General features: G+C 33.1%; 20 protein-coding genes. 4 read left to right on the top strand and 16 right to left on the bottom strand.

What is annotated here, in order from left to right:
- Positions 1–31: 31 nt before the first annotated feature.
- Entirely contained in the window at positions 32–232 is a 201-nt protein-coding gene (locus CLHOM_RS16430) for a hypothetical protein (protein ID WP_052222769.1), read from the bottom strand.
- 209 nt (positions 233–441) lie between these two features.
- On the opposite strand from CLHOM_RS16430, the gene CLHOM_RS16435 reads away from it, so the two are divergent.
- Positions 442–846, top strand: coding sequence for a hypothetical protein (locus tag CLHOM_RS16435; protein WP_052222770.1), 405 nt, complete (start codon positions 442–444; stop codon positions 844–846).
- A gap of 176 nt (positions 847–1,022) precedes the next feature.
- Here the strand turns inward: CLHOM_RS16435 and CLHOM_RS16440 are convergent, their stop codons facing one another.
- The 6 genes from CLHOM_RS16440 to iorA form a co-directional block, all read right to left on the bottom strand.
- Positions 1,023–1,592, bottom strand: coding sequence for a TetR-like C-terminal domain-containing protein (locus CLHOM_RS16440; RefSeq protein WP_052222771.1), 570 nt, complete (start codon positions 1,590–1,592; stop codon positions 1,023–1,025).
- A 21-nt stretch (positions 1,593–1,613) separates the two neighbouring features.
- Positions 1,614–2,321 (bottom strand): MBL fold metallo-hydrolase, encoded by a 708-nt coding sequence (locus CLHOM_RS16445; RefSeq protein ID WP_052222772.1) that lies wholly within the window; start codon positions 2,319–2,321, stop codon positions 1,614–1,616.
- Positions 2,322–2,645: 324 nt separating this feature from the next.
- Entirely contained in the window at positions 2,646–3,068 is a 423-nt protein-coding gene (locus CLHOM_RS16450; RefSeq protein WP_052222773.1) for an ACT domain-containing protein, read from the bottom strand.
- Between the two features lie 23 nt (positions 3,069–3,091).
- Positions 3,092–4,390 carry a phenylacetate--CoA ligase family protein gene (locus CLHOM_RS16455; protein ID WP_052222774.1) on the bottom strand — a complete coding sequence of 433 codons (1,299 nt, stop codon included), beginning with the start codon at positions 4,388–4,390 and terminating at the stop codon, positions 3,092–3,094.
- 30 nt (positions 4,391–4,420) lie between these two features.
- Complete coding sequence (locus CLHOM_RS16460; RefSeq protein ID WP_052222775.1) at positions 4,421–4,993, bottom strand: indolepyruvate oxidoreductase subunit beta; 573 nt, start codon at positions 4,991–4,993, stop codon at positions 4,421–4,423.
- A 2-nt stretch (positions 4,994–4,995) separates the two neighbouring features.
- On the bottom strand, positions 4,996–6,732 hold the full coding sequence (gene iorA, locus CLHOM_RS16465) for an indolepyruvate ferredoxin oxidoreductase subunit alpha (protein WP_052222776.1): 1,737 nt from the start codon (positions 6,730–6,732) through the stop codon (positions 4,996–4,998).
- A gap of 191 nt (positions 6,733–6,923) precedes the next feature.
- On the opposite strand from iorA, the gene CLHOM_RS16470 reads away from it, so the two are divergent.
- From CLHOM_RS16470 to CLHOM_RS16480, 3 genes are all read left to right on the top strand, one after another.
- On the top strand, positions 6,924–7,634 hold the full coding sequence (locus CLHOM_RS16470) for an FTR1 family iron permease (RefSeq protein ID WP_052222777.1): 711 nt from the start codon (positions 6,924–6,926) through the stop codon (positions 7,632–7,634).
- Between the two features lie 196 nt (positions 7,635–7,830).
- Entirely contained in the window at positions 7,831–8,547 is a 717-nt protein-coding gene (locus tag CLHOM_RS16475; protein WP_052222778.1) for a hypothetical protein, read from the top strand.
- 209 nt (positions 8,548–8,756) lie between these two features.
- A complete protein-coding gene (locus tag CLHOM_RS16480) occupies positions 8,757–8,945 on the top strand; it encodes a DUF1540 domain-containing protein (protein ID WP_052222779.1) in 189 nt (62 codons plus the stop codon).
- Between the two features lie 63 nt (positions 8,946–9,008).
- Here CLHOM_RS16480 and phaC read toward each other — a convergent pair whose 3' ends face one another.
- From phaC to CLHOM_RS16525, 9 genes are all read right to left on the bottom strand, one after another.
- On the bottom strand, positions 9,009–10,073 hold the full coding sequence (gene phaC / locus CLHOM_RS16485) for a class III poly(R)-hydroxyalkanoic acid synthase subunit PhaC (protein ID WP_052222780.1): 1,065 nt from the start codon (positions 10,071–10,073) through the stop codon (positions 9,009–9,011).
- Between the two features lie 34 nt (positions 10,074–10,107).
- A complete protein-coding gene (locus CLHOM_RS16490; protein ID WP_052222781.1) occupies positions 10,108–11,025 on the bottom strand; it encodes a poly(R)-hydroxyalkanoic acid synthase subunit PhaE in 918 nt (305 codons plus the stop codon).
- 186 nt (positions 11,026–11,211) lie between these two features.
- Positions 11,212–12,615, bottom strand: coding sequence for a sigma-54 interaction domain-containing protein (locus CLHOM_RS16495; RefSeq protein ID WP_052222782.1), 1,404 nt, complete (start codon positions 12,613–12,615; stop codon positions 11,212–11,214).
- A 158-nt stretch (positions 12,616–12,773) separates the two neighbouring features.
- Complete coding sequence (locus tag CLHOM_RS16500) at positions 12,774–13,223, bottom strand: MaoC family dehydratase (protein ID WP_052222783.1); 450 nt, start codon at positions 13,221–13,223, stop codon at positions 12,774–12,776.
- Positions 13,224–13,266: 43 nt separating this feature from the next.
- Positions 13,267–14,307: an electron transfer flavoprotein subunit alpha/FixB family protein gene (locus CLHOM_RS16505; protein ID WP_052222784.1), complete on the bottom strand. Its 1,041-nt coding sequence runs from the start codon at positions 14,305–14,307 to the stop codon at positions 13,267–13,269.
- Between the two features lie 14 nt (positions 14,308–14,321).
- Positions 14,322–15,116: an electron transfer flavoprotein subunit beta/FixA family protein gene (locus tag CLHOM_RS16510; protein ID WP_052222785.1), complete on the bottom strand. Its 795-nt coding sequence runs from the start codon at positions 15,114–15,116 to the stop codon at positions 14,322–14,324.
- A gap of 10 nt (positions 15,117–15,126) precedes the next feature.
- Positions 15,127–16,263, bottom strand: a complete 1,137-nt coding sequence (gene acrC, locus CLHOM_RS16515) for an acryloyl-CoA reductase (RefSeq protein ID WP_052222786.1) — start codon at positions 16,261–16,263, stop codon at positions 15,127–15,129.
- 195 nt (positions 16,264–16,458) lie between these two features.
- The gene (locus CLHOM_RS16520) at positions 16,459–17,262 is read right to left on the bottom strand and encodes an enoyl-CoA hydratase-related protein (RefSeq protein ID WP_082204458.1); all 804 of its coding nucleotides are present in this window, start codon (positions 17,260–17,262) and stop codon (positions 16,459–16,461) included.
- Positions 17,263–17,372: 110 nt separating this feature from the next.
- Positions 17,373–18,404, bottom strand: coding sequence for a branched-chain amino acid aminotransferase (locus CLHOM_RS16525; RefSeq protein WP_052222787.1), 1,032 nt, complete (start codon positions 18,402–18,404; stop codon positions 17,373–17,375).
- Between the last annotated feature and the right edge of the window lie 62 nt (positions 18,405–18,466).

Consider the following 18,466-nt stretch of genomic DNA (forward strand, 5'->3'; position numbering starts at 1 on the left):
GGAGCAATGTTCCTAGGCTTTAACTCTTATATTAAAATTGACCTTTGTTAGCAGCAGATTTATTATTTTTCTTTCTTGTTTCTTGTAGTGAATTGCTGTCTGAGCTTATAGGAGTTGTGCTGCTTGTAAAGCTTCCCATTCCAGCAGTTGAACTAGTCATATTAGTTCCAGCATTTCTTGCTGATTTTTCATTTAACTTCTTAGTTTCCTGTAAACTATTTTTATCACTCATGTTTCTAACCTCCCTCAATTAATATTTTCATTTGTTGTTATCACACAATAATATAATCTCCATTCTAAATTTAATTTATTCGACTTAAATATTCTCATTCATTACTGTTAAATACATCTTAATTAAAAAAAATATATTTTTGTTCAACAAAGCTTTCATAACACATATATTGTAAATGTAATAAAAAAAATTTTAATGAGGTGTAGTTAATGGATAAAAACTTAAAGGATTGCAAAGATAATATGGAAATGCATGAGATGGAAGAAATGAAGCCTATGGGCAAATATGCAATGTCTCCAATGCATGAAGCTATGCACCCTATGCATACTTATGGAATGTGCCCTATGACAGTTCATATGTGTCCTATGATGCATATGCATGGTTGTCCAATGTATCACACTACTATGCCTGGAATGGGATACATGAGTCCTTCTATGCCAGGTATGGGATACATGAGCCCTACTATGGCTGGTATGAACAATATGAGCCCTAGCATGGCTGACATGGATTATATGAGTCCTATGGGAGTATATCCAATGGGAGAATATCCTATGTACATGATGGATAGAGGCATTGATATGAATTATCCTGATGATGAGGAATTCGATTTTTAATCAGTAATATAGGATAGTTGTCTGGGAATTATATTATATTACATTTAATGGCTAGTCTCTAGTCGCTATATGATCTATATACAACTAGAGGCTAGCCATTAGACTAGTGATTTCTTCTTTTAATTAGCAAAACTAACCTAATACATCTGTAATTAAAGATGCTATCATCAGTAATCCTAATCCTTAAAATTATGAATTCCTTTAATAAAAGTATCTACTAGTAAGTTAAAGCTAACATCAAGATCGTAAGAAAGTCTAAAGCCTCCCATTTGCTCAATGGAAGCAAATCCATGTAAAACGCTTCTAAGTCCACGAGTAACATGAATAGCCTCTTCATCCGATAAATCATATGCCTTTAATGCTCTTACAACAACATCTGTCACTTCCTTAGAAGCCTTTTGTACATCCAAATCCATAGGATCAGGTGCCATAAATGTAGCTTCATATAATCCTGGATGAAGCCTTGCAAAGCTTAAATAGGCCTCACTCATAGCTCGTACCGCAGCATCTCCTGCTAATCCTATAACTGCATGAGTTATAGCAATATGAAGCTGTTCTATTCCATAAATAGCAAGTTTTTTTCTAAGCCCTGGTAACCCCTCAATATAGTTATATAAAGAAGGTGTCCGAACTTCTAATTTTTGAGCTAAGGATGCTAAAGTTATTTCATTTACCCCTTTTGTATCAGCAATTTCCGTTGCTGCCTTTAATATTGTATTTAAATCTAGTCCTATTCTTGGTGACATAATCTTTCTCCTCCATTTTTATTATTTCAACTTCTGTTGTGCCTCTAAAATGGCTCGTTTCATAGCTTCTTCAGGTTGTTTTATCATTTTACCATGTCCTGCAGCAAGTAATGCAGGTTTATATTCTAATAGCTTACGAACACTATCTATAGCTCCCTCCTTGTTCCAGGTTGCCATAGCTGGGAATGGAAATGTTATTTTAATTACTCCTGCTACTGCTATTCCACCTCTTGTTTGCATTGCATCTCCCACAATAATAAAGTTATTTCGTGTATCTAAATAAGCCATTGAACCAGGAGTATGTCCTGGTATTTCTATTGCCCTTAGGGACTCAATCATATCTCCATCCTTCAGCAAAACATCAGCTCTTGTCTTTAATTTTTTAGGTACTCCTCCTACTATAGGCATATTAGGTTCATCCGGATCTAAGCTTCTATCTCCCCCCATTAATCTAGCTTCTCTCTTTGAAATAAATACAGGGACATTTGGAAGAACGTTCTTAATAGCATCTACTGCCCCTACATGATCATCGTGAGCATGAGTTAATAATATTCTAATAATAGGTTTCCCAATTTTCTCGGCAGCTTCTAAAATTCCCTTAGCACTAGAAGGTATTGCTGCATCAATGAGTGTAAGTCCATCGATTTCTTCAACTAAATAACAATTTATTGGGAAAAGACTTCCTAAGAAAGTCAACTGATACAAAGTATTCTCTTTAATAATTTTCACAAAACCAACTCCTCATATGGATTTAACTAATATTATTAGTTAAATCACTACTATCATTAATTATATTTTAACTAATGTTATTAGTTTTAGCAAGCACTTTTTTGAAATTTTTTGAAAATCGTTATATAAGAATTTTACGACGTAAAATTCTTAGTAACCAGTAACCAATTCCCAGTAACCAGTTTTATTAATCCTACTGGCAACTGGTCACTGGTTACTAGTTACTTAAGAAAAATGCGCCGCATTTTTCTTAATTTACGCAAAAAGGCATAGGAATTATTCTAAACCCCTACACCCTTTTCTTTAAGTATGTTTTTAAACTTATTATAGTTCTTCTTCTGTTATAACTCTAATATTATTATTCTTTAGAACTTCTACAGTTTTAGCTACATCTTCTACTCTAAATACTGCAGGAGCTTCTCCACTTTTTCTTCCTATGAAAGCATACATATATTCTATGTCTATACCTGACTTGTCAAGTAGTTGAAGTACCTTTGAAAGTCCACCTGGTTCATCTGGAGTTGCTATTACAACTACATCTGTAAGGCTGACAGTAAATTCACTTTCCTTTAAAGCTTTTAAAGCATCCTCAGGTTTATTTACAAGCAATCTCAAAACTCCAAAATCTGTAGTGTCTGATATAACTAATGCTCTCATATCTATACCAGCTTCTCCCAGTATTGTTGTAACCTCTGCAAGTCTACCAGATTTATTTTCAAGAAATATTGACAACTGTCTGATTGGCATATTATTCCCTCCTTATAATTTTATTATAAGACCCTTCTATCAATTAATCTTTTAGCTTTACCTTCACTTCTTTCTATTGTCTTTGGTTCAACTAACTTTAGCTTTATACCAATTCCTAAAGTTGATTCAATGTTATGCTTAATTTTCTTAGTAAGACTTTCAAGTTTTCTAATTTGATCTGAGAAAAATACCTCATCTACCTCAACCCAAACCTCAAGAATATCAAGGTTATTAACTCTGTCAACAAATAACATATAGTGAGGCTTAGTTTCCCCCATTTCAAGAAGAACACTCTCAACTTGAGAAGGAAATACATTAACTCCTCTTATTATAATCATATCATCACTTCTGCCAAGGATTTTTTCCATTCTTACTAAAGTTCTTCCACATTCACATTCTCCATCTTTAAGTACAGTAAGGTCTCTTGTTCTATATCTTAAAAGAGGCATACCTTCTTTTGTAATAGTTGTAAATACTAATTCTCCTTTACTTCCATAAGGAAGTACTTCACAAGTCTCAGGATTGATTATTTCAGGTACAAAATGATCTTCGTTTATATGAAGTCCATTTTTCATTTCGCAGTCATAAGCAACTCCAGGTCCTATTATTTCACTAAGACCATAAATATCCATTGCCTTAATGTTTAAGCTTTCTTCTATTTCTTTTCTCATATTTTCTGTCCAAGGCTCAGCTCCGAATATACCAACCCTTAGTTTTAGATCTTCTCTTTTTATACCCATTTCTTGCATTGATTCAGCAATGTACAAAGCATAAGATGGGGTACATGCAAGTGCAGTACTGCCAAAGTCCTTCATTATTTGAATTTGTTTTTTAGTGTTTCCTCCTGAAATAGGTATTACAGCTGCCCCTACCTTTTCTGCACCATAATGCAATCCCATTCCTCCAGTAAATAAACCATACCCATAGGCAACTTGTATAAAATCATGGTTATCAACTCCATAAGAATAAAGAGCTCTTGCTACTACTTCTGACCAAGTTCTTAAGTCTTTTCTTGAATATCCAACTACTACTGGTTTTCCAGTAGTTCCTGAGGATGCATGAAGTCTTACAATTTGACTCATTGGAATAGCAGCAAGTCCAAAAGGATAATTTTCTCTTAAATCCTGTTTAGTTGTAAAAGGAAGTTTTGATAAATCCTCTATACCTTGAATATCTCCTGGTTCTAAACCAAGTTCATGCATTTTTTTTCTGTAAAAAGGCACATTGTGATAAACCCTTTCTACTGTATGTCTAAGTCTTCTCCCTTGAAGTTCCCTCATCTCATCGCGACTCATGCATTCGCTTCTTTCATCCCAAATCATTAAAAGCCCCCCTATTTTACATAATAATAATTAATCATTTTTTAGATTATATCCCAGTTCAAAAGCCTTTAAATTTACTTCTAGTAAGCTAGAAGGTACAGTTTCACTTATTGCCTTTTTCCATTCTTCTTTAGAGATTTCTGATATAGCTGCTAAAATTCCTATTAATACTAAATTAGTTGTTCTAACACTTCCTGACTTGCTTGCAAGCTCTACTGCATCAGTAATTATTAATTTTATTGGCAGCTGTGAAAGCTCCTCTTCTAGACTTTCAGGATATTCCATAGCACCAGTTATTACAGGCATAGGCTCTATTCTTTGATTACTTATTATAAGAGTTCCATTTTTCTTTAGGAATTCTGCATATCTTGCTCCTTCAAGCATTTCAAAAGCAAGAATAACATCTGCTGTTCCTTTTTCTACAATAGGGGAATATATCTTTTCACCAAATTTAACATAAGTAACAACACTTCCACCTCTTTGTGACATTCCATGTACCTCAGAAACCTTAACATCTAAACCAAGATTCTGAGCTAGCTTTCCAATTATTCTGCTGGCAAGTAATGCCCCTTGTCCTCCAACTGCGGATATTAATATGTTCATACTTATTCCCCTCCTATTGCGTTGAACTTGCACACCTTTGTACATAGGTCACAGCCTACACAAAGTATGCTATTTATTTCTGCTTTATTGTTTTTGAAGGCAATAGCAGGACATCCTATCTTCATACATGCCTTGCAGCCCTTACATGCATCCTTATCTATTTTAAGTGACTTTTTAACCATGTTCGCTCTTTTAAGAAGCATACAAGGTCTTTTTGTTATTATTAAGGATGGTTCCTCTGCAGCTGTTTCTTCTTTGATAATTTTTTCAAGATTTTCAATATCGAATGCATCTATAGTTCGTATTCTTTTGATACCAACAGCTCTTCCTATAGCTTCAAAATCAATTGCAACAGTTGGTTCACCTTTTAAAGTATATCCAGTTGCTGGATTTTCTTGATGACCAGTCATTCCTGTTATAGAGTTATCCAATATAATTACTGTAGTGTTACCTTTATTATAAACAACATCAATCAATCCTGTAATACCAGAATGAATAAATGTAGAATCTCCTAACACTGCAACAGATTTCTTTGCAAAATCTTTACCACGAGCTTTTTCAAAACCTAATGCCATACCTACACTAGCACCCATACAGATTGATGTATCCATTGAATTTAATGGAGCAAAGGCCGCCAAGGTATAACATCCTATATCTCCTGAAGCGTGTAATCCTAATTTCTTTAATATATAAAATACACCTCTGTGGTGACAGCCTGGACATAAAACTGGAGGTCTTCCAGGAACCTTTTTTGAAAAATCAGGTTCCACCCCTTCCAAAGTTTCATTTAATATTGCCTTTCTAATGATCTCTGGGCTAAGTTCACCAATTGTTGGAATAATCTCTTTACCAATTACCTTAAGTCCCCAGGATTTAATTTTTTCTTCAAATATAGGTTCTAATTCTTCTACTACATATACTTTATCACATCTATTTACAAATTCAGTTATTTTATTTTTAGGCAGAGGATATGATAATCCAAGTTTTAAATAAGAGGCATTTGGCATTACTTCTTTTGAATACTGATAGGCTATTCCGCTTGTTATGATTCCTATATTCAAGTTGTTGTACTCAACCTTATTTAAATCTGTGATTTCTGCAAATTCTTCAAGCTTTCTTAATCTTTCTTCTGCTACTACTCTTCTCTTTTTTGCAACAGCAGGTGCTACTATATATTTATTGGGATTTTGATCATAGTCCTTTAGATGATACTCTCCCTTCGCTTTTATTTCTACTATACTTTGTGAATGGGAAACTCTTGTACTTAATCTTAAAATAACAGGAGTATCAAATTCTTCGCTTATTTTAAGTGCCTGTCCTAAAAATTCCTTACATTCTTCACTATCTGAAGGCTCTACTACAGGTACTTTTGCTGCAATACCAAAATACCTAGTATCTTGTTCGTTTTGAGAACTGTGCTGACCTGGATCATCTGCAACAGCAACAACAAGTCCTGCATTAACTCCCGGATAAGATATTGACATTAATGGGTCAGCTGCCACATTAAGTCCTACATGTTTCATAGACACTATAGTCCTAGCTCCAGCAATTGAAGCTCCAATCCCTACTTCTAAGGCTACCTTTTCATTGGGAGACCACTCTACATTAATATTATCATATTTTGCAATATACTCTGTTATTTCAGTACTAGGTGTTCCTGGATATGCCGTAGCTACCGTTACCCCATATTCATAGGCTCCCCTAGCAACGGCTTCATTACCTAATAATAGTTTTTTCATAAATCTAGCCCCTTCCTTATATTAAAAGCTTTTAATAATTATACATTATTTTTTTAACTTATATCAACATAAAATAGAAAATGGATCAAAAGCTTAATTTATTAAATCACACTTAAAAAATTCAGAAAAATAGTAGCATGTCCAAATATTTGCGAATACTATATATAAATAGCATATAAAGGGGGGGAAAAATGATGCTTACTTCACTTATTATCTCCTTTAGAGAGTGCTTTGAAATGCTTTTAATTTTAGTGCCTTTACTTGCTTATCTCACAAAAATAGATAGAAAGGATCTGTCAAAATATATTTATTTTGGTTCCTTTATTGGACTTCTTGCAAGCTTAGTATCTGGTGTGCTGATATTTAACCAAGTAAAGTCACTAGAATTTGCAGTTAAAGACTTATTCGAAGGTTCGATAATGCTTTTCGTATCAGCCTTAATCTTGTATAGTATAATACTAATAAAAAAACAGCGAAAAGAAATTGCAAAAACTTCTTTTGATGCTTCCGCAGTAAAAATCACGGCCTATAGTTTATTTATATTATCTTTTTTAACTATTTTCCGTGAAAGCTTAGAAATAACACTATTCACCTTACCTTTTTTAGCTAACTCTGCCTTTTCAATAGTTTCCGGTATATTATCTGGGGCTATTTTAGCTATAGTTGTTATGTATTTATTCTACAGAACTTCACTAAAACTAAGTATTAATGTAATATTTAACACCTTAACAATACTTTTAATTGCAATCGGAGCTGTCACCTTTGGAGAAGGTATTGCTGAGCTATTTCCATCTATGGGACAATCCTTAGAAAAAGCTTCTATGTTAATTTATGGTATTCCAACCCTTTATCTATTTATTAAAAGTTTGCTAAAAGAATATGCAAAAAAACAAAATAAATAGTGCTTAGTTTCATTATATATAGTCAGTAAAGAGTATAAATTTTTTAAAATAAATTTATACTCTTTACTTTTTAATTAAAGCAAAATCTTATAGTTAATACTCTTAATAGAATGTTAATAATGTTGTGACAATACTGTAACAATTAATGGGTAAACTAAGAATGTAAAATAAAATATGAAAGAAGAGGAGATTTAAAATGAAAAATCCTAAAATGGTTGGTAAAGTTATTGCTGCAGCACTAGCAGGAAGTATGCTTTTATCCATAACCAGTGTTGCTTTTGCAAAATCTCAAAGTACTTCAGATAATACTACAGCAAAATCTAATATTACTGAAAAGAAGCAAAACAAACAAATGAATAAAGGAATGACAGAAACTCTAGCTAGTTTAGTCAAGGCTGGTACTATTACTCAAGAACAATCAAATAAAATAAATGAGTATTTAACAGCAAAACAAACTGCAATGAAAGCTGAAGCAGACAAAATCAAAAACATGACTGCTGAAGAACGCAAGGCTTATTTTGAAGCTAATAAAACAAACAAAAAAGTAGATTTTCTAAAAGATTTAGTTGATCAAAAGGTTATAACTCAGGCTCAAGCAGATGCAATAAAGAAAGCGATGCCTAAAATGAATAGACCTGGTCAAAGAGGAATGAAATTAAACCTTGATGCCCAAGTAAAAGCTGGCGTAATAACTCAAGCAGAAGCAGATAAAATTAAAGCCTATATGGAACAAAAGAAAACTGAACGACAAGCAGAAATGGATAAAGTTAAAGCTATGACAGAAGAAGAAAGAACTGCATACTTTAAAGATAAAAAAGCAGAAGCAAGAGTAGATTTATTCTCTGAACTAGTACAACAGGGAATTTTATCTCAAGCAAAGGCTGATGCATTAAAAAACGCTGTTGCTAAATAATTTAAATTAAATGATATAAATACTGATACTAATACTAGTACTATTTACCCCCCTTGTAAATAGATGGTCTTAAAAAAGCTGCAACTACCTGCAGCTTTTTTAATTTAGTTTTTTATAAATAACTAAGCAAAATAGCCTTTATATTACTAGAATAAATATCTTTAAAAAACCAATACTATTTTTGAGAAAATAATGTGAGGTGAATAAAAATGACAACACATGATAAATATTCTTTACATCACGGACACAATGATAGTATTGGATGTACAGTAACTGAGTGTAAATTCCATGATTCTAGAGAAAACTTCTGTACACTAGAGCAAATACAAGTAACAAAGCATGAATCTGTTGCAAAAACAATACAATGCACTGATTGTGGAAGTTTTGTAAAGGAGTAAATAGAATTTTAATAGAGACTACAGTAGTATATCCTTCTGTAGTCTTCTATTATTAAATTCTATTTATTCACTTCTCTTTTTAACCCATTCTGCAATCTTAGGTGCAAGTACCTTTTGTGATTTAGAGCTTGTATACATTCCTATATGCCCTACTGGTAATGAAAAATATTCTTTGTCTTTGCTTGATACCAAATCATTTAAAGGAATAGAAGCAGCATTTGGAACTAAGGTATCTAGTTCTGCATAAATATTCAATAACGGCATATCAATATTTTCTAAATGAACCTTTTCTCCTCCTATTTCAAATTCTCCTTTAACAAGCTTATTTTCTTGATATAGATCATTTATAAATTGACGAAGTACCTCTCCTGGTTGATCTGGAGCATCTGCTATCCATCTTTCCATCCTCATAAAATTTTTCATTTTATCTATATCAGTTGCAGTATCCACCATAGAAATATATTTATTGTAGAATAAATAGAAAGGATTTAATAGCTTATATCCTTCATTCATCAAATCTCCTGGCACTACTCCAAAAGTATCTACCATTAAGTCCATGTCTGCGTCCTTACCCCACCTAAACAAAAGTCCATCATTTGTTTCAAAGTCAACTGGAGTAACCATGGCAATAAGGCTGTTAACTTTTTCTGGATGCTGTGCTGAAAATATTGTTGAAAAAGTTCCACCTTGGCATATTCCAAGTAGGTTTATTTTTTCTAGATTATGCTTTTTGCAAATAAACTCAACCGAATCATAAATATAGCCATTGATATAGTCATCCATTGTAAGATACATATCCTCCGGTTTTGGATAACCCCAGTCTATAATATAAACATCTAAACCCTCTTCTAACATTTTTTTAACTAGGCTTCTATCTGGCTGTAAATCAACCATATACTGACGATTTATTAAAGCATATACCATTAGCAAAGGTACTTTGCAAGGATTCTTTACTTTAGGTATATAGTGATATAATTTCATCTTATCTTCTTCAAATACAAGTTCCTTAGGTGTAGCACCTATATGTTCATCTTTCTTACTCGCGATGTCTCTTAGAAATTCCATGCTCTTTAGCATTTTACTTTGTAATTTTATGCTTTCTTCAGTTATCATGTTATTAACAAACATACCAATTCCTCCTTTATATTGTTTTTAATTTAAGCTATCTTCCATTTATCTGTCTCTTTAAGCTTTTAACTTCTTTTCTTAAATCATATATAGTTTTATAGAGGCTTCTCATATCACTTTTTAAAGGAAAAGGCATCCACTTAACTTGCTTCTCAAGTATAGTATCATGATTCCTCTTATAATTTAGACTTTCTTTTGAAAGTTTGGCTAAAAGTTTAGAAAACTCATCTGTTCCTAAAAGTTCATTTACTACATCATTATTTTTATTAAACCAATAATTATAGAACTCATTAAAGTCTTTTGGTGCATTTCCTCCCTTAATCATACCCTGATAATCAACTACTATAGCTTCCATAGTTTCAACTGCCTTTTCTCTAAACATTGTAAAAAATTCATTAAGCGTATTAATATATGTTTGATAAGATTTTACGTATTCTTTATCTGAGAAAGGACTATTTTCAAAGTATTCCTTTGAAGAAACATTGAAAGGGTCCATAAAACTAAAATTATAGTCATTATATATTTTAAACAGCTTCATTGGTTCTTTTGTTAATTCCATAATATTATTAGGCATCTCTGACATTACATTTTCAGATAGCATCTTAATATAATCATCTTTCCATTTATTTATGAACTCTTGTGCATTTTCTGAAGCTTTATCTTCCATTGTTTGTTTTTGAAGATCCTGCCAGAAATTAAATAGATTAGTGTAAGAACTCATGCCTTCTGACATTTTATTAAATACATCTTTAATTTGATTTCCATCAACCAAGCTAATGTTATTTAAAAACATTTCCTGATTCTTTTTTATCCATTTGTTTAAGTTGTCCATTGGATTTTCTTCAGGTGAAAAGTTAAAATTATTTTCCCAATTTGGCCACATTTCACCGCCCTTTTCTTGTATCTTAAAAAACTCTTTCATAAAGTCATTCTGCATTTTTGTTGAAAACATAATAACCCCTCCTCAAATAAATACTCTATTACTAATTAATAAAATATGTTTAAATTAATATGTAATTAATTCAACAAATTCCAAAAATATCCTTTTACATTATAAAAAAAATTTAGCAGTCTTGCAATTATTTTTTTAAATAATTTTAAAACTGCTATTGTTATATAAATATATTAAATTCTAAATTTATCTTCTTGTTTTTATATTGTATTTATCTATCTTTTTATATAAAAGACTTCTATGAATACCCAGTTCCTCGGCTGCTTTTTGGCAATTCCAATTACATTTTTTTAGAATCTCTTGTATTAAAGAGCTTTCATAGCTGTCTACCATATGCTTCAACATTTTTTCATCGGATCCTGCTAAACTAATAACCTTATGATTTGAAACCATTTTAGATGGCAAATCAGTTAACTGAATAACAAATTCGTCACAGGAAGCATAGGCACTTTTTATAACGTTATCTAACTCTCTTACATTTCCTGGCCAAAAGTAATTTTCAAAGCATTGCTTAGCCTCATTACTTAAAGTCACTGCTGTCCTATATTCAATATTAATTTTATTTAAGAAGTAATTTGCAAAGGTCAATATATCTTCTCTTCTATCTCTCAAAGGTATCATTTCAATGTTTATAACATTAAGCCTATAATATAAGTCTTCTCGAAACTCTCCATTTTTTATCATTTCTACTAGATCTCTTCTGGTAGCTGCAATAACTCTTACATCTATAGGAATAGGTTTTGATCCACCTATCTTTTCAACTTCTTTTTCCTGTAAAACTCTCAAAAGCTTAACCTGCATGCTTAAAGGCATGTCTCCTATTTCGTCTAAAAGTATTGTGCCTCCATCTGCCTGTAGAAATTTTCCTTTCTTACCACCTTTTCTTGCTCCTGTAAAAGTACCTTCTTCATATCCAAATAACTCTGACTCTAATAGTTCTGATGGAATTGCTCCGCAGTTAATGCTAACCATAGGTTTATCTTTTCTGTCACTATTATTATGAATTGCTCGTGCAAAAACTTCCTTTCCTGTTCCAGTTTCTCCAGTTAATAAAACTGGGAAAGAGTTTTTAGACGCTTTCATGGCAGATTTTTTTATTTCTAAAAAATTACTGCTGCTTCCGATTACTCCTTCAAAAGAATATTGATTTGAATTAATTTTTTTATATTCCTCTTTATAGAATTCTAGTTCCGAATACTCTTTCATTAGCTTTTGAGCGGAATCAAGGGTTTGCAATCTAAATTTTACCTGCGCAACTCCTGCAATTACATTTTTGTTCTCATCAAACACACAAGATCTGCTAACCAATAAAAAGCTATTGTCACTTTCCTTAGTTTCACCATCTACAAATTTATGTATAACTCCCTCTTCTCTATAAGCATTTTGAACAATATCAATCATTTTTGAATTTGATATTGTTTCTTTTATATTTCTGCCTATAGCTTTCTCCTTAGTTGTCCCTAAGAAATCACAATACTGATCATTTATATCTGTAACGATACCACCCTTATCCACAACTATGAACCCATCATCTGTCATTGTAAGTATTTCGTCGAATATGTATTTATATCTTGCTAAATCGTTTTCCATAAGAGCTTCACTCCTATCTATTTGTGGATTATAATTAAATAGGCAGACTTAGCAGCCTGCCTATTTACCCATTAAGGTAAGGTAACCCTTAATAATATTATATACTTTTATCACATGATTTTCAAGAATTTTCAGTTTATATGCAAGTTATTAGCCAGCTATTTTGTAGCCATTACAGTTCCTTCTCCGTCTATAACTATTTCTCCTCTTTGATTTACAATAGTTGTCCTTAAATATGCTATTCTCTTTTCTTTAACTATTTTGGTTACTTCTCCAGTTGCAGTAATTGTATCTCCGATTTTAACTGGTGCAATAAATTTCAAGGTTTGTCCTAAATAAATAGCATCAGCTCCTGGAATACACATACCAACAATAGTTGAAAAAAACGAAGCTGTAAACATGCCATGGGCAATTCTTTCCCCAAATCTTGTATTCTTTGCATATTCAGCATTAATATGTACAGGATTAAAGTCAGCGATTAGTCCTGCATAGGTATTAATGTCTGATTCAGTAATAGTCTTACTTATGCTAGCCTTTTGTCCTATATACATCTCATCTATACTGTAGCCACTCATATTTAAGCTGTTATCATCTATCATGCTGCTCATATTTTTAACCTCACCTTCATAATATATTATTTCTTAGAGTATATTATATCTCAAAAGCCTTACCCTTTTCAATTCCTTCAATCATAGCTGGGATTACTTCCTTTAAATCTCCAACAATACCAAAATCACAAACTTTGAAAATAGGTGCAGTTGAATCAGTGTTAATTGCAACAATATATTTTGACTCGCTCATTCCGGCTAAATGTTGAATAGCTCCTGAGATACCACAAGCAAAATAAATTTCTGGTCTTACTGTTGTACCTGTCTGACCTACCTGATGCATACTGTCAATCCACCCTGCATCAACACATGCTCTAGAAGATCCAACTTCTCCGCCTAAAGCATCTGCAAGGGCTTTAATTAATTCAAAGCCTTCAGGTCCCTTAACACCACGTCCTCCAGATACAATGATTTTTGCATCTATAAGATTTACTCTCTTTTTACCGCTTTTTACAATTTCAATAACCTTAGCAATAATATCTGCTTCTGTAAGATTTGGAGTTATTTCTTCAACAACTCCTGTAGGATTGTCTATATGTTGTGCCTTTTGCATTACGCCAGGTCTTACAGTAGCCATTTGCGGTCTATTTATAGGACATATAATAGTTGCCATAAGATTTCCGCCAAAGGCAGGTCTTGTCTGAAGAATTTTTCCATCAGTTGGATCAATGTCAAGCTTTGTGCAGTCAGCAACAAGTCCAGTTCCAATTTTAGCTGCAATTCTAGGTCCAATGTCTCTTCCTATTGAAGTGGCACCAACTAATACAATTTCAGGTTTTCTCTCTAGAATAAGATTTGAAATAGAAATTGCATATCCATCTGTAGAAAAGGTTTTTAGTAATGGACTTTTAATATATAAAACCTTATCTACGCCATAGTTAAGTAATTTTTTTACTTCTTCCTCAATTTCATATCCTGCAACTACTACAATTACTTTTTTGCCAATTTCACTTGCAAGTTTTTTAGCTTCTCCAATTAGTTCAATAGTTACTGGGTGAATTTTTCCTTCTCTTTGTTCCCCAATTACCCATATATCATTATAATCTTTTAAATTTATACTCTGATTTACTTTTGCTCTTTGCATTTTGCACCTACCTCCTATATAAGCTTCAGATCAGCAAGCTTGTTCACTAAAATAGCTGCCTTTTCTTTTCCGTTTAATCCATCAATAATTTCTGCTGTTTTGGACTTTGTCGGTACAAAGGATTTATAAACATTTGTTGGAGAACCCTTAAGTCCTATCTGTGTTGGGTCAATTACTAAATCATTTATACTCCATACTGGAATCTCAGGAGCATCTGGTGCATATGCCTGAAAAATACCTTTTACACTTGGGTATCTTGGAACATTCAATTCTTTGATAGCTGTTAAAAGTACTGGCAATTTAGATTCTATTACATAATCCCCTGTTTCCGTAAATCTTGTTACTGTTACCTTATCTTCAGAAGCTTTTATTTCCTTTGCATATGTGATTTGAGGAACATTTAAGAATTCAGCTATTTCAGGGCCAACCTGTGCTGTATCTCCATCAATAGCCTGTCTACCGCAAAGTATAATATCATATTCCCCAACCTTTTCAATTGCTGCAGCAAGAACAGTTGCTGTAGCCCAAGTATCAGAGCCTCCAAAAGCTCTATCACTTACAAGAACTACTTCATCAGCACCCATAGCAAGAGCTTCCTTTAATGCTTCTTTAGCCTGTGGTGGTCCCATGCTAATTACAGTTACCTTCCCACCTTTTTCATCCTTTATTGCTAATGCTGCTTCAAGAGCATTTTTGTCATCTGGATTTATAATACTAGGTACACCATCCCTTATAAGTGTTCCTGTCTCTTGATTAATTCTAACTTCATTTGTATCTGGAACCTGTTTTAAGCATACAATTATATTCATCTTTATCCTCCTAACCTAATACTGCTCTTGAAATTACTAGTTTATGAATTTCAGAAGTACCTTCGTAGATTTCAGTAATCTTAGCATCACGATACATTCTTTCTAGCGGATAATCCTTCATGTAACCATAGCCTCCATGAATCTGAAGTGCCAAGTTTGTAACAAATCTTGCTGTTTCAGCTGCATTTATTTTAGCCATAGCTGCTTCTTTATTGTGATTTTGTCCTGTTGCTTTTAGATGTGCTGCATAATAAACTAACCATCTAGCTGCTTCAATCTTAGTTGCCATATCAGAGATATACCAAGTAAGACCTTGAAGAGCTGTTAGAGGTTTTCCAAACTGAACTCTTTCTTTCATGTACTTTACGCTTTCCTCTAGAGCACCTTCAGCAATTCCAAGAGCTTGAGCAGCAACACCAATTCTTGCACCATCAAGAGCTGTCATTGCCATCATAAAGCCTTTCCCTTCTTTACCTACAAGGTTTTCCTTTGGAACACGGCAGTTATCAAAAATTAGTTCTACTGTTTCTGAACCATGGATACCCATTTTTTCTTCTATCTTACCTATTGTAAAGCCTGGAGTTCCTTTTTCTACAAGAATACAAGATAACCCTTTAAGGCCTTTAGAAGGATCCGTCAATGCAAAAATAAGTAAATGCTGTGCCTGTCCTCCTCCAGATATGAAGCATTTCGTTCCATTAAGAACATATTCATCTCCATCTAGAATTGCTGTTGTTTTTGCTGCCGCTGCATCTGAACCAGCATTTGGTTCTGTTAAGGCAAAAGCACCTAAGCATCCCCCGCTTGTTACCTGAGGTAAGTATTTTTGTTTTTGTTCTTCGTTACCAAACTTTTGAATTACTTGGGCAAAAATAGTGTGTATTGAAAGAATAGCCGCTGTAGCTCCACATTTTTTAGCAATCTCTGAAACAACTATAACCTTATCAATGTCATTTCCACCAGAACCACCGTATTCTACAGGTGTTCCAATACCAGTAAACCCTATTTTAACCATCTTATCGAAGGTTTCTCTTGGGAATCTTCCTGTAGCATCAATTTCTGCTGCTATTGGGCCAACTTCATTTTCAGCAAATTCCCTAGCAACTTTTTGCAGCATCAGCTGCGCATCTGTAAACTTAAAATCCATATTAAATCCTCCTTATTTTTTATAAAAATATGTCTTTATTTTTCATCACCGTCTCAAAAATGATAATTTTATTATTATCAATCATTCTTTAATTGATAAATCTTGTTTCTCTAGCAATAATAAAAGCTATTAACTGGTAATTTTACTATAAGCCAATTATTTTTTGTCTCAAAAATGATAATTTTCTTTGTAGAATTATTTATTAAGGAATTTTGCTTCTCTCTTTTCAAGAAAAGCTGTCATGCCTTCATCCTTATCCTCAGAAGCAAAAGTAAGTGCTGCTAAATCTTTTTCAAATTCAAGAGCATTATTTAAATCCATGTCTGCCCCTTTGTTTATTGCTATCTTAGAATATCTAACTGCCACTGGAGCCTTAGAAATTATTGTAGTCATGACCTTTTTTGCTTCATTCAAAAGTTCATCTGAAGACACAACCATGTTTACTAAACCTATGTGAAGGGCTTCTTCAGCCTTTACCATTCTTGCAGTAAAAATAAGTTCTTTTGCTCGTCCACTTCCAATAAGTCTAGGTAATCTCTGTGTTCCGCCAAAGCAAGGTATTACGCCTAAGTTTACCTCTGGCTGCCCGAAAATAGCCTTCTCTGAAGCAATTCTTAGATCACAGCTCATTGATAATTCGCAGCCTCCTCCAAGAGCATAGCCATTTACTGCTGCAATTACAGGCTTTCCAAGACCTTCAATCTTATTAAAAGTGCTTTGAGCAAATTCTGCATAATTTCTGCCATCTTCTGCCTTATAAGGCTTCATTTGAGCAATATCTGCTCCTGCAACAAAACCTTTTCCTTCTCCAGTTATGATAACTCCCAGAATATCCTTATCTTCGTTTATACCGTCGATAATAACATTTAACTCCTCAAGAGTCTGATTGTTTAAAGCATTGAGAGCCTTTGGTCTATTCATGGTAACGATTGCAATAGGTCCATCAATTTCTAATTTGATGTTCTTCAATTCTAAATCTTTTAATTCCATCTTTTTCATATAATCATCCCACTTTCTTTTTATTATCACTTTCATTAAAAGCAAAATCTATGCCAAAAAAAATAAAAGCTTTAGAGTTTTATAACTATAAAGCTTTATTTTTTATTTAATTATTTATCAGGAACTTGTACAATCCAACCTTCTGGAGCTTTTATATCTCCAAATTGAATTCCATATAGAGTATCATATAATTTTTTAGTAACAGGTCCTACCTCAGTTTCGCTATATAGTACGTGAAGTTTTCCCTTGTATTCAATTCCTCCAATTGGAGTAATTACTGCTGCAGTACCACAAGCTCCAGCTTCTTTGAAATCATCAAGCTTATCTATGAAAACATCAGTTTCTTCTGCTTCCAAACCTAGGTACTCTTTTGCAACATGAAGTAATGAATACTTAGTTATACTTGGAAGAATTGATGGTGAAATTGGAGTAATAAATTTATTATTTTTTGTAATTCCAAAAAAGTTAGCTGATCCAACTTCTTCTATCTTTGTATGAGTTGCAGGATCTAAGTATATGCAGTCAGCAAAACCTCTCTTTGCAGCTAATTCATGAGGATAAAGACTTGCTGCATAGTTTCCTCCAACCTTTGCAGCTCCAGTTCCATAAGGTGCTGCTCTATCATAATCTGCAACGTTAAAGTTTACAGGTACCATTCCGCCCTTGAAATAAGGTCCAACTGGAACACAGAATACACAGAATATATACTCTGGCGCTGGTTTAACCCCAATATTATCACCAACACCAATTATAAAAGGTCTAAGATAAAGAGTAGCTCCTGTTCCGTAAGGTGGAACATAAGCTTCATTAGCTTGAACAACTTTAATGCAAGCATCTATAAATTTTTCTACCGGAACCTCTGGCATTAAAAGACGTTTGCAGCTTTCGATCATACGCTTTGCATTTTGATCTGGTCTAAAAAGCTGAATTTTATTTTCTTTAGTACGGTAAGCCTTTAAGCCTTCAAAACACTGTTGTCCATAATGAAGTGCTGTTGAAGCTTCACTGATAGTTAGCATATTATCTTCAACTAATTCTCCATCATCCCATTTTCCATCCTTCCATTTTGAAATGTAACGAAGGTCTGTTTTAATGTAACTAAATCCCAATTCTCCCCAGTTAATGTCTACAGTTTTGCTCATAATATAGCCCTCCAAATTTTTAAAAATTTTCTACATTTAAATCTTAATTTACATTTTACCAC

The organism is Clostridium homopropionicum DSM 5847 (assembly GCF_001263795.1).
Lineage (GTDB): Bacteria > Bacillota > Clostridia > Clostridiales > Clostridiaceae > Clostridium_H > Clostridium_H homopropionicum.

What these genes read in the sequence shown, in the direction of transcription:
- CLHOM_RS16430 (WP_052222769.1), bottom strand. Translation starts at nt 232, where the DNA reads ATGAGTGATAAAAATAGTTTACAGGAAACTAAGAAGTTAAATGAAAAA.
- CLHOM_RS16435 (WP_052222770.1), top strand. Translation starts at nt 442, where the DNA reads ATGGATAAAAACTTAAAGGATTGCAAAGATAATATGGAAATGCATGAG.
- CLHOM_RS16440 (WP_052222771.1), bottom strand. Translation starts at nt 1,592, where the DNA reads ATGTCACCAAGAATAGGACTAGATTTAAATACAATATTAAAGGCAGCA.
- CLHOM_RS16450 (WP_052222773.1), bottom strand. Translation starts at nt 3,068, where the DNA reads ATGCCAATCAGACAGTTGTCAATATTTCTTGAAAATAAATCTGGTAGA.
- CLHOM_RS16455 (WP_052222774.1), bottom strand. Translation starts at nt 4,390, where the DNA reads ATGATTTGGGATGAAAGAAGCGAATGCATGAGTCGCGATGAGATGAGG.
- CLHOM_RS16460 (WP_052222775.1), bottom strand. Translation starts at nt 4,993, where the DNA reads ATGAACATATTAATATCCGCAGTTGGAGGACAAGGGGCATTACTTGCC.
- iorA (WP_052222776.1), bottom strand. Translation starts at nt 6,732, where the DNA reads ATGAAAAAACTATTATTAGGTAATGAAGCCGTTGCTAGGGGAGCCTAT.
- CLHOM_RS16470 (WP_052222777.1), top strand. Translation starts at nt 6,924, where the DNA reads ATGATGCTTACTTCACTTATTATCTCCTTTAGAGAGTGCTTTGAAATG.
- CLHOM_RS16475 (WP_052222778.1), top strand. Translation starts at nt 7,831, where the DNA reads ATGAAAAATCCTAAAATGGTTGGTAAAGTTATTGCTGCAGCACTAGCA.
- CLHOM_RS16480 (WP_052222779.1), top strand. Translation starts at nt 8,757, where the DNA reads ATGACAACACATGATAAATATTCTTTACATCACGGACACAATGATAGT.
- phaC (WP_052222780.1), bottom strand. Translation starts at nt 10,073, where the DNA reads ATGTTTGTTAATAACATGATAACTGAAGAAAGCATAAAATTACAAAGT.
- CLHOM_RS16490 (WP_052222781.1), bottom strand. Translation starts at nt 11,025, where the DNA reads ATGTTTTCAACAAAAATGCAGAATGACTTTATGAAAGAGTTTTTTAAG.
- CLHOM_RS16495 (WP_052222782.1), bottom strand. Translation starts at nt 12,615, where the DNA reads ATGGAAAACGATTTAGCAAGATATAAATACATATTCGACGAAATACTT.
- CLHOM_RS16500 (WP_052222783.1), bottom strand. Translation starts at nt 13,223, where the DNA reads ATGAGCAGCATGATAGATGATAACAGCTTAAATATGAGTGGCTACAGT.
- CLHOM_RS16505 (WP_052222784.1), bottom strand. Translation starts at nt 14,307, where the DNA reads ATGCAAAGAGCAAAAGTAAATCAGAGTATAAATTTAAAAGATTATAAT.
- CLHOM_RS16510 (WP_052222785.1), bottom strand. Translation starts at nt 15,116, where the DNA reads ATGAATATAATTGTATGCTTAAAACAGGTTCCAGATACAAATGAAGTT.
- acrC (WP_052222786.1), bottom strand. Translation starts at nt 16,263, where the DNA reads ATGGATTTTAAGTTTACAGATGCGCAGCTGATGCTGCAAAAAGTTGCT.
- CLHOM_RS16520 (WP_082204458.1), bottom strand. Translation starts at nt 17,262, where the DNA reads ATGAAAAAGATGGAATTAAAAGATTTAGAATTGAAGAACATCAAATTA.
- CLHOM_RS16525 (WP_052222787.1), bottom strand. Translation starts at nt 18,404, where the DNA reads ATGAGCAAAACTGTAGACATTAACTGGGGAGAATTGGGATTTAGTTAC.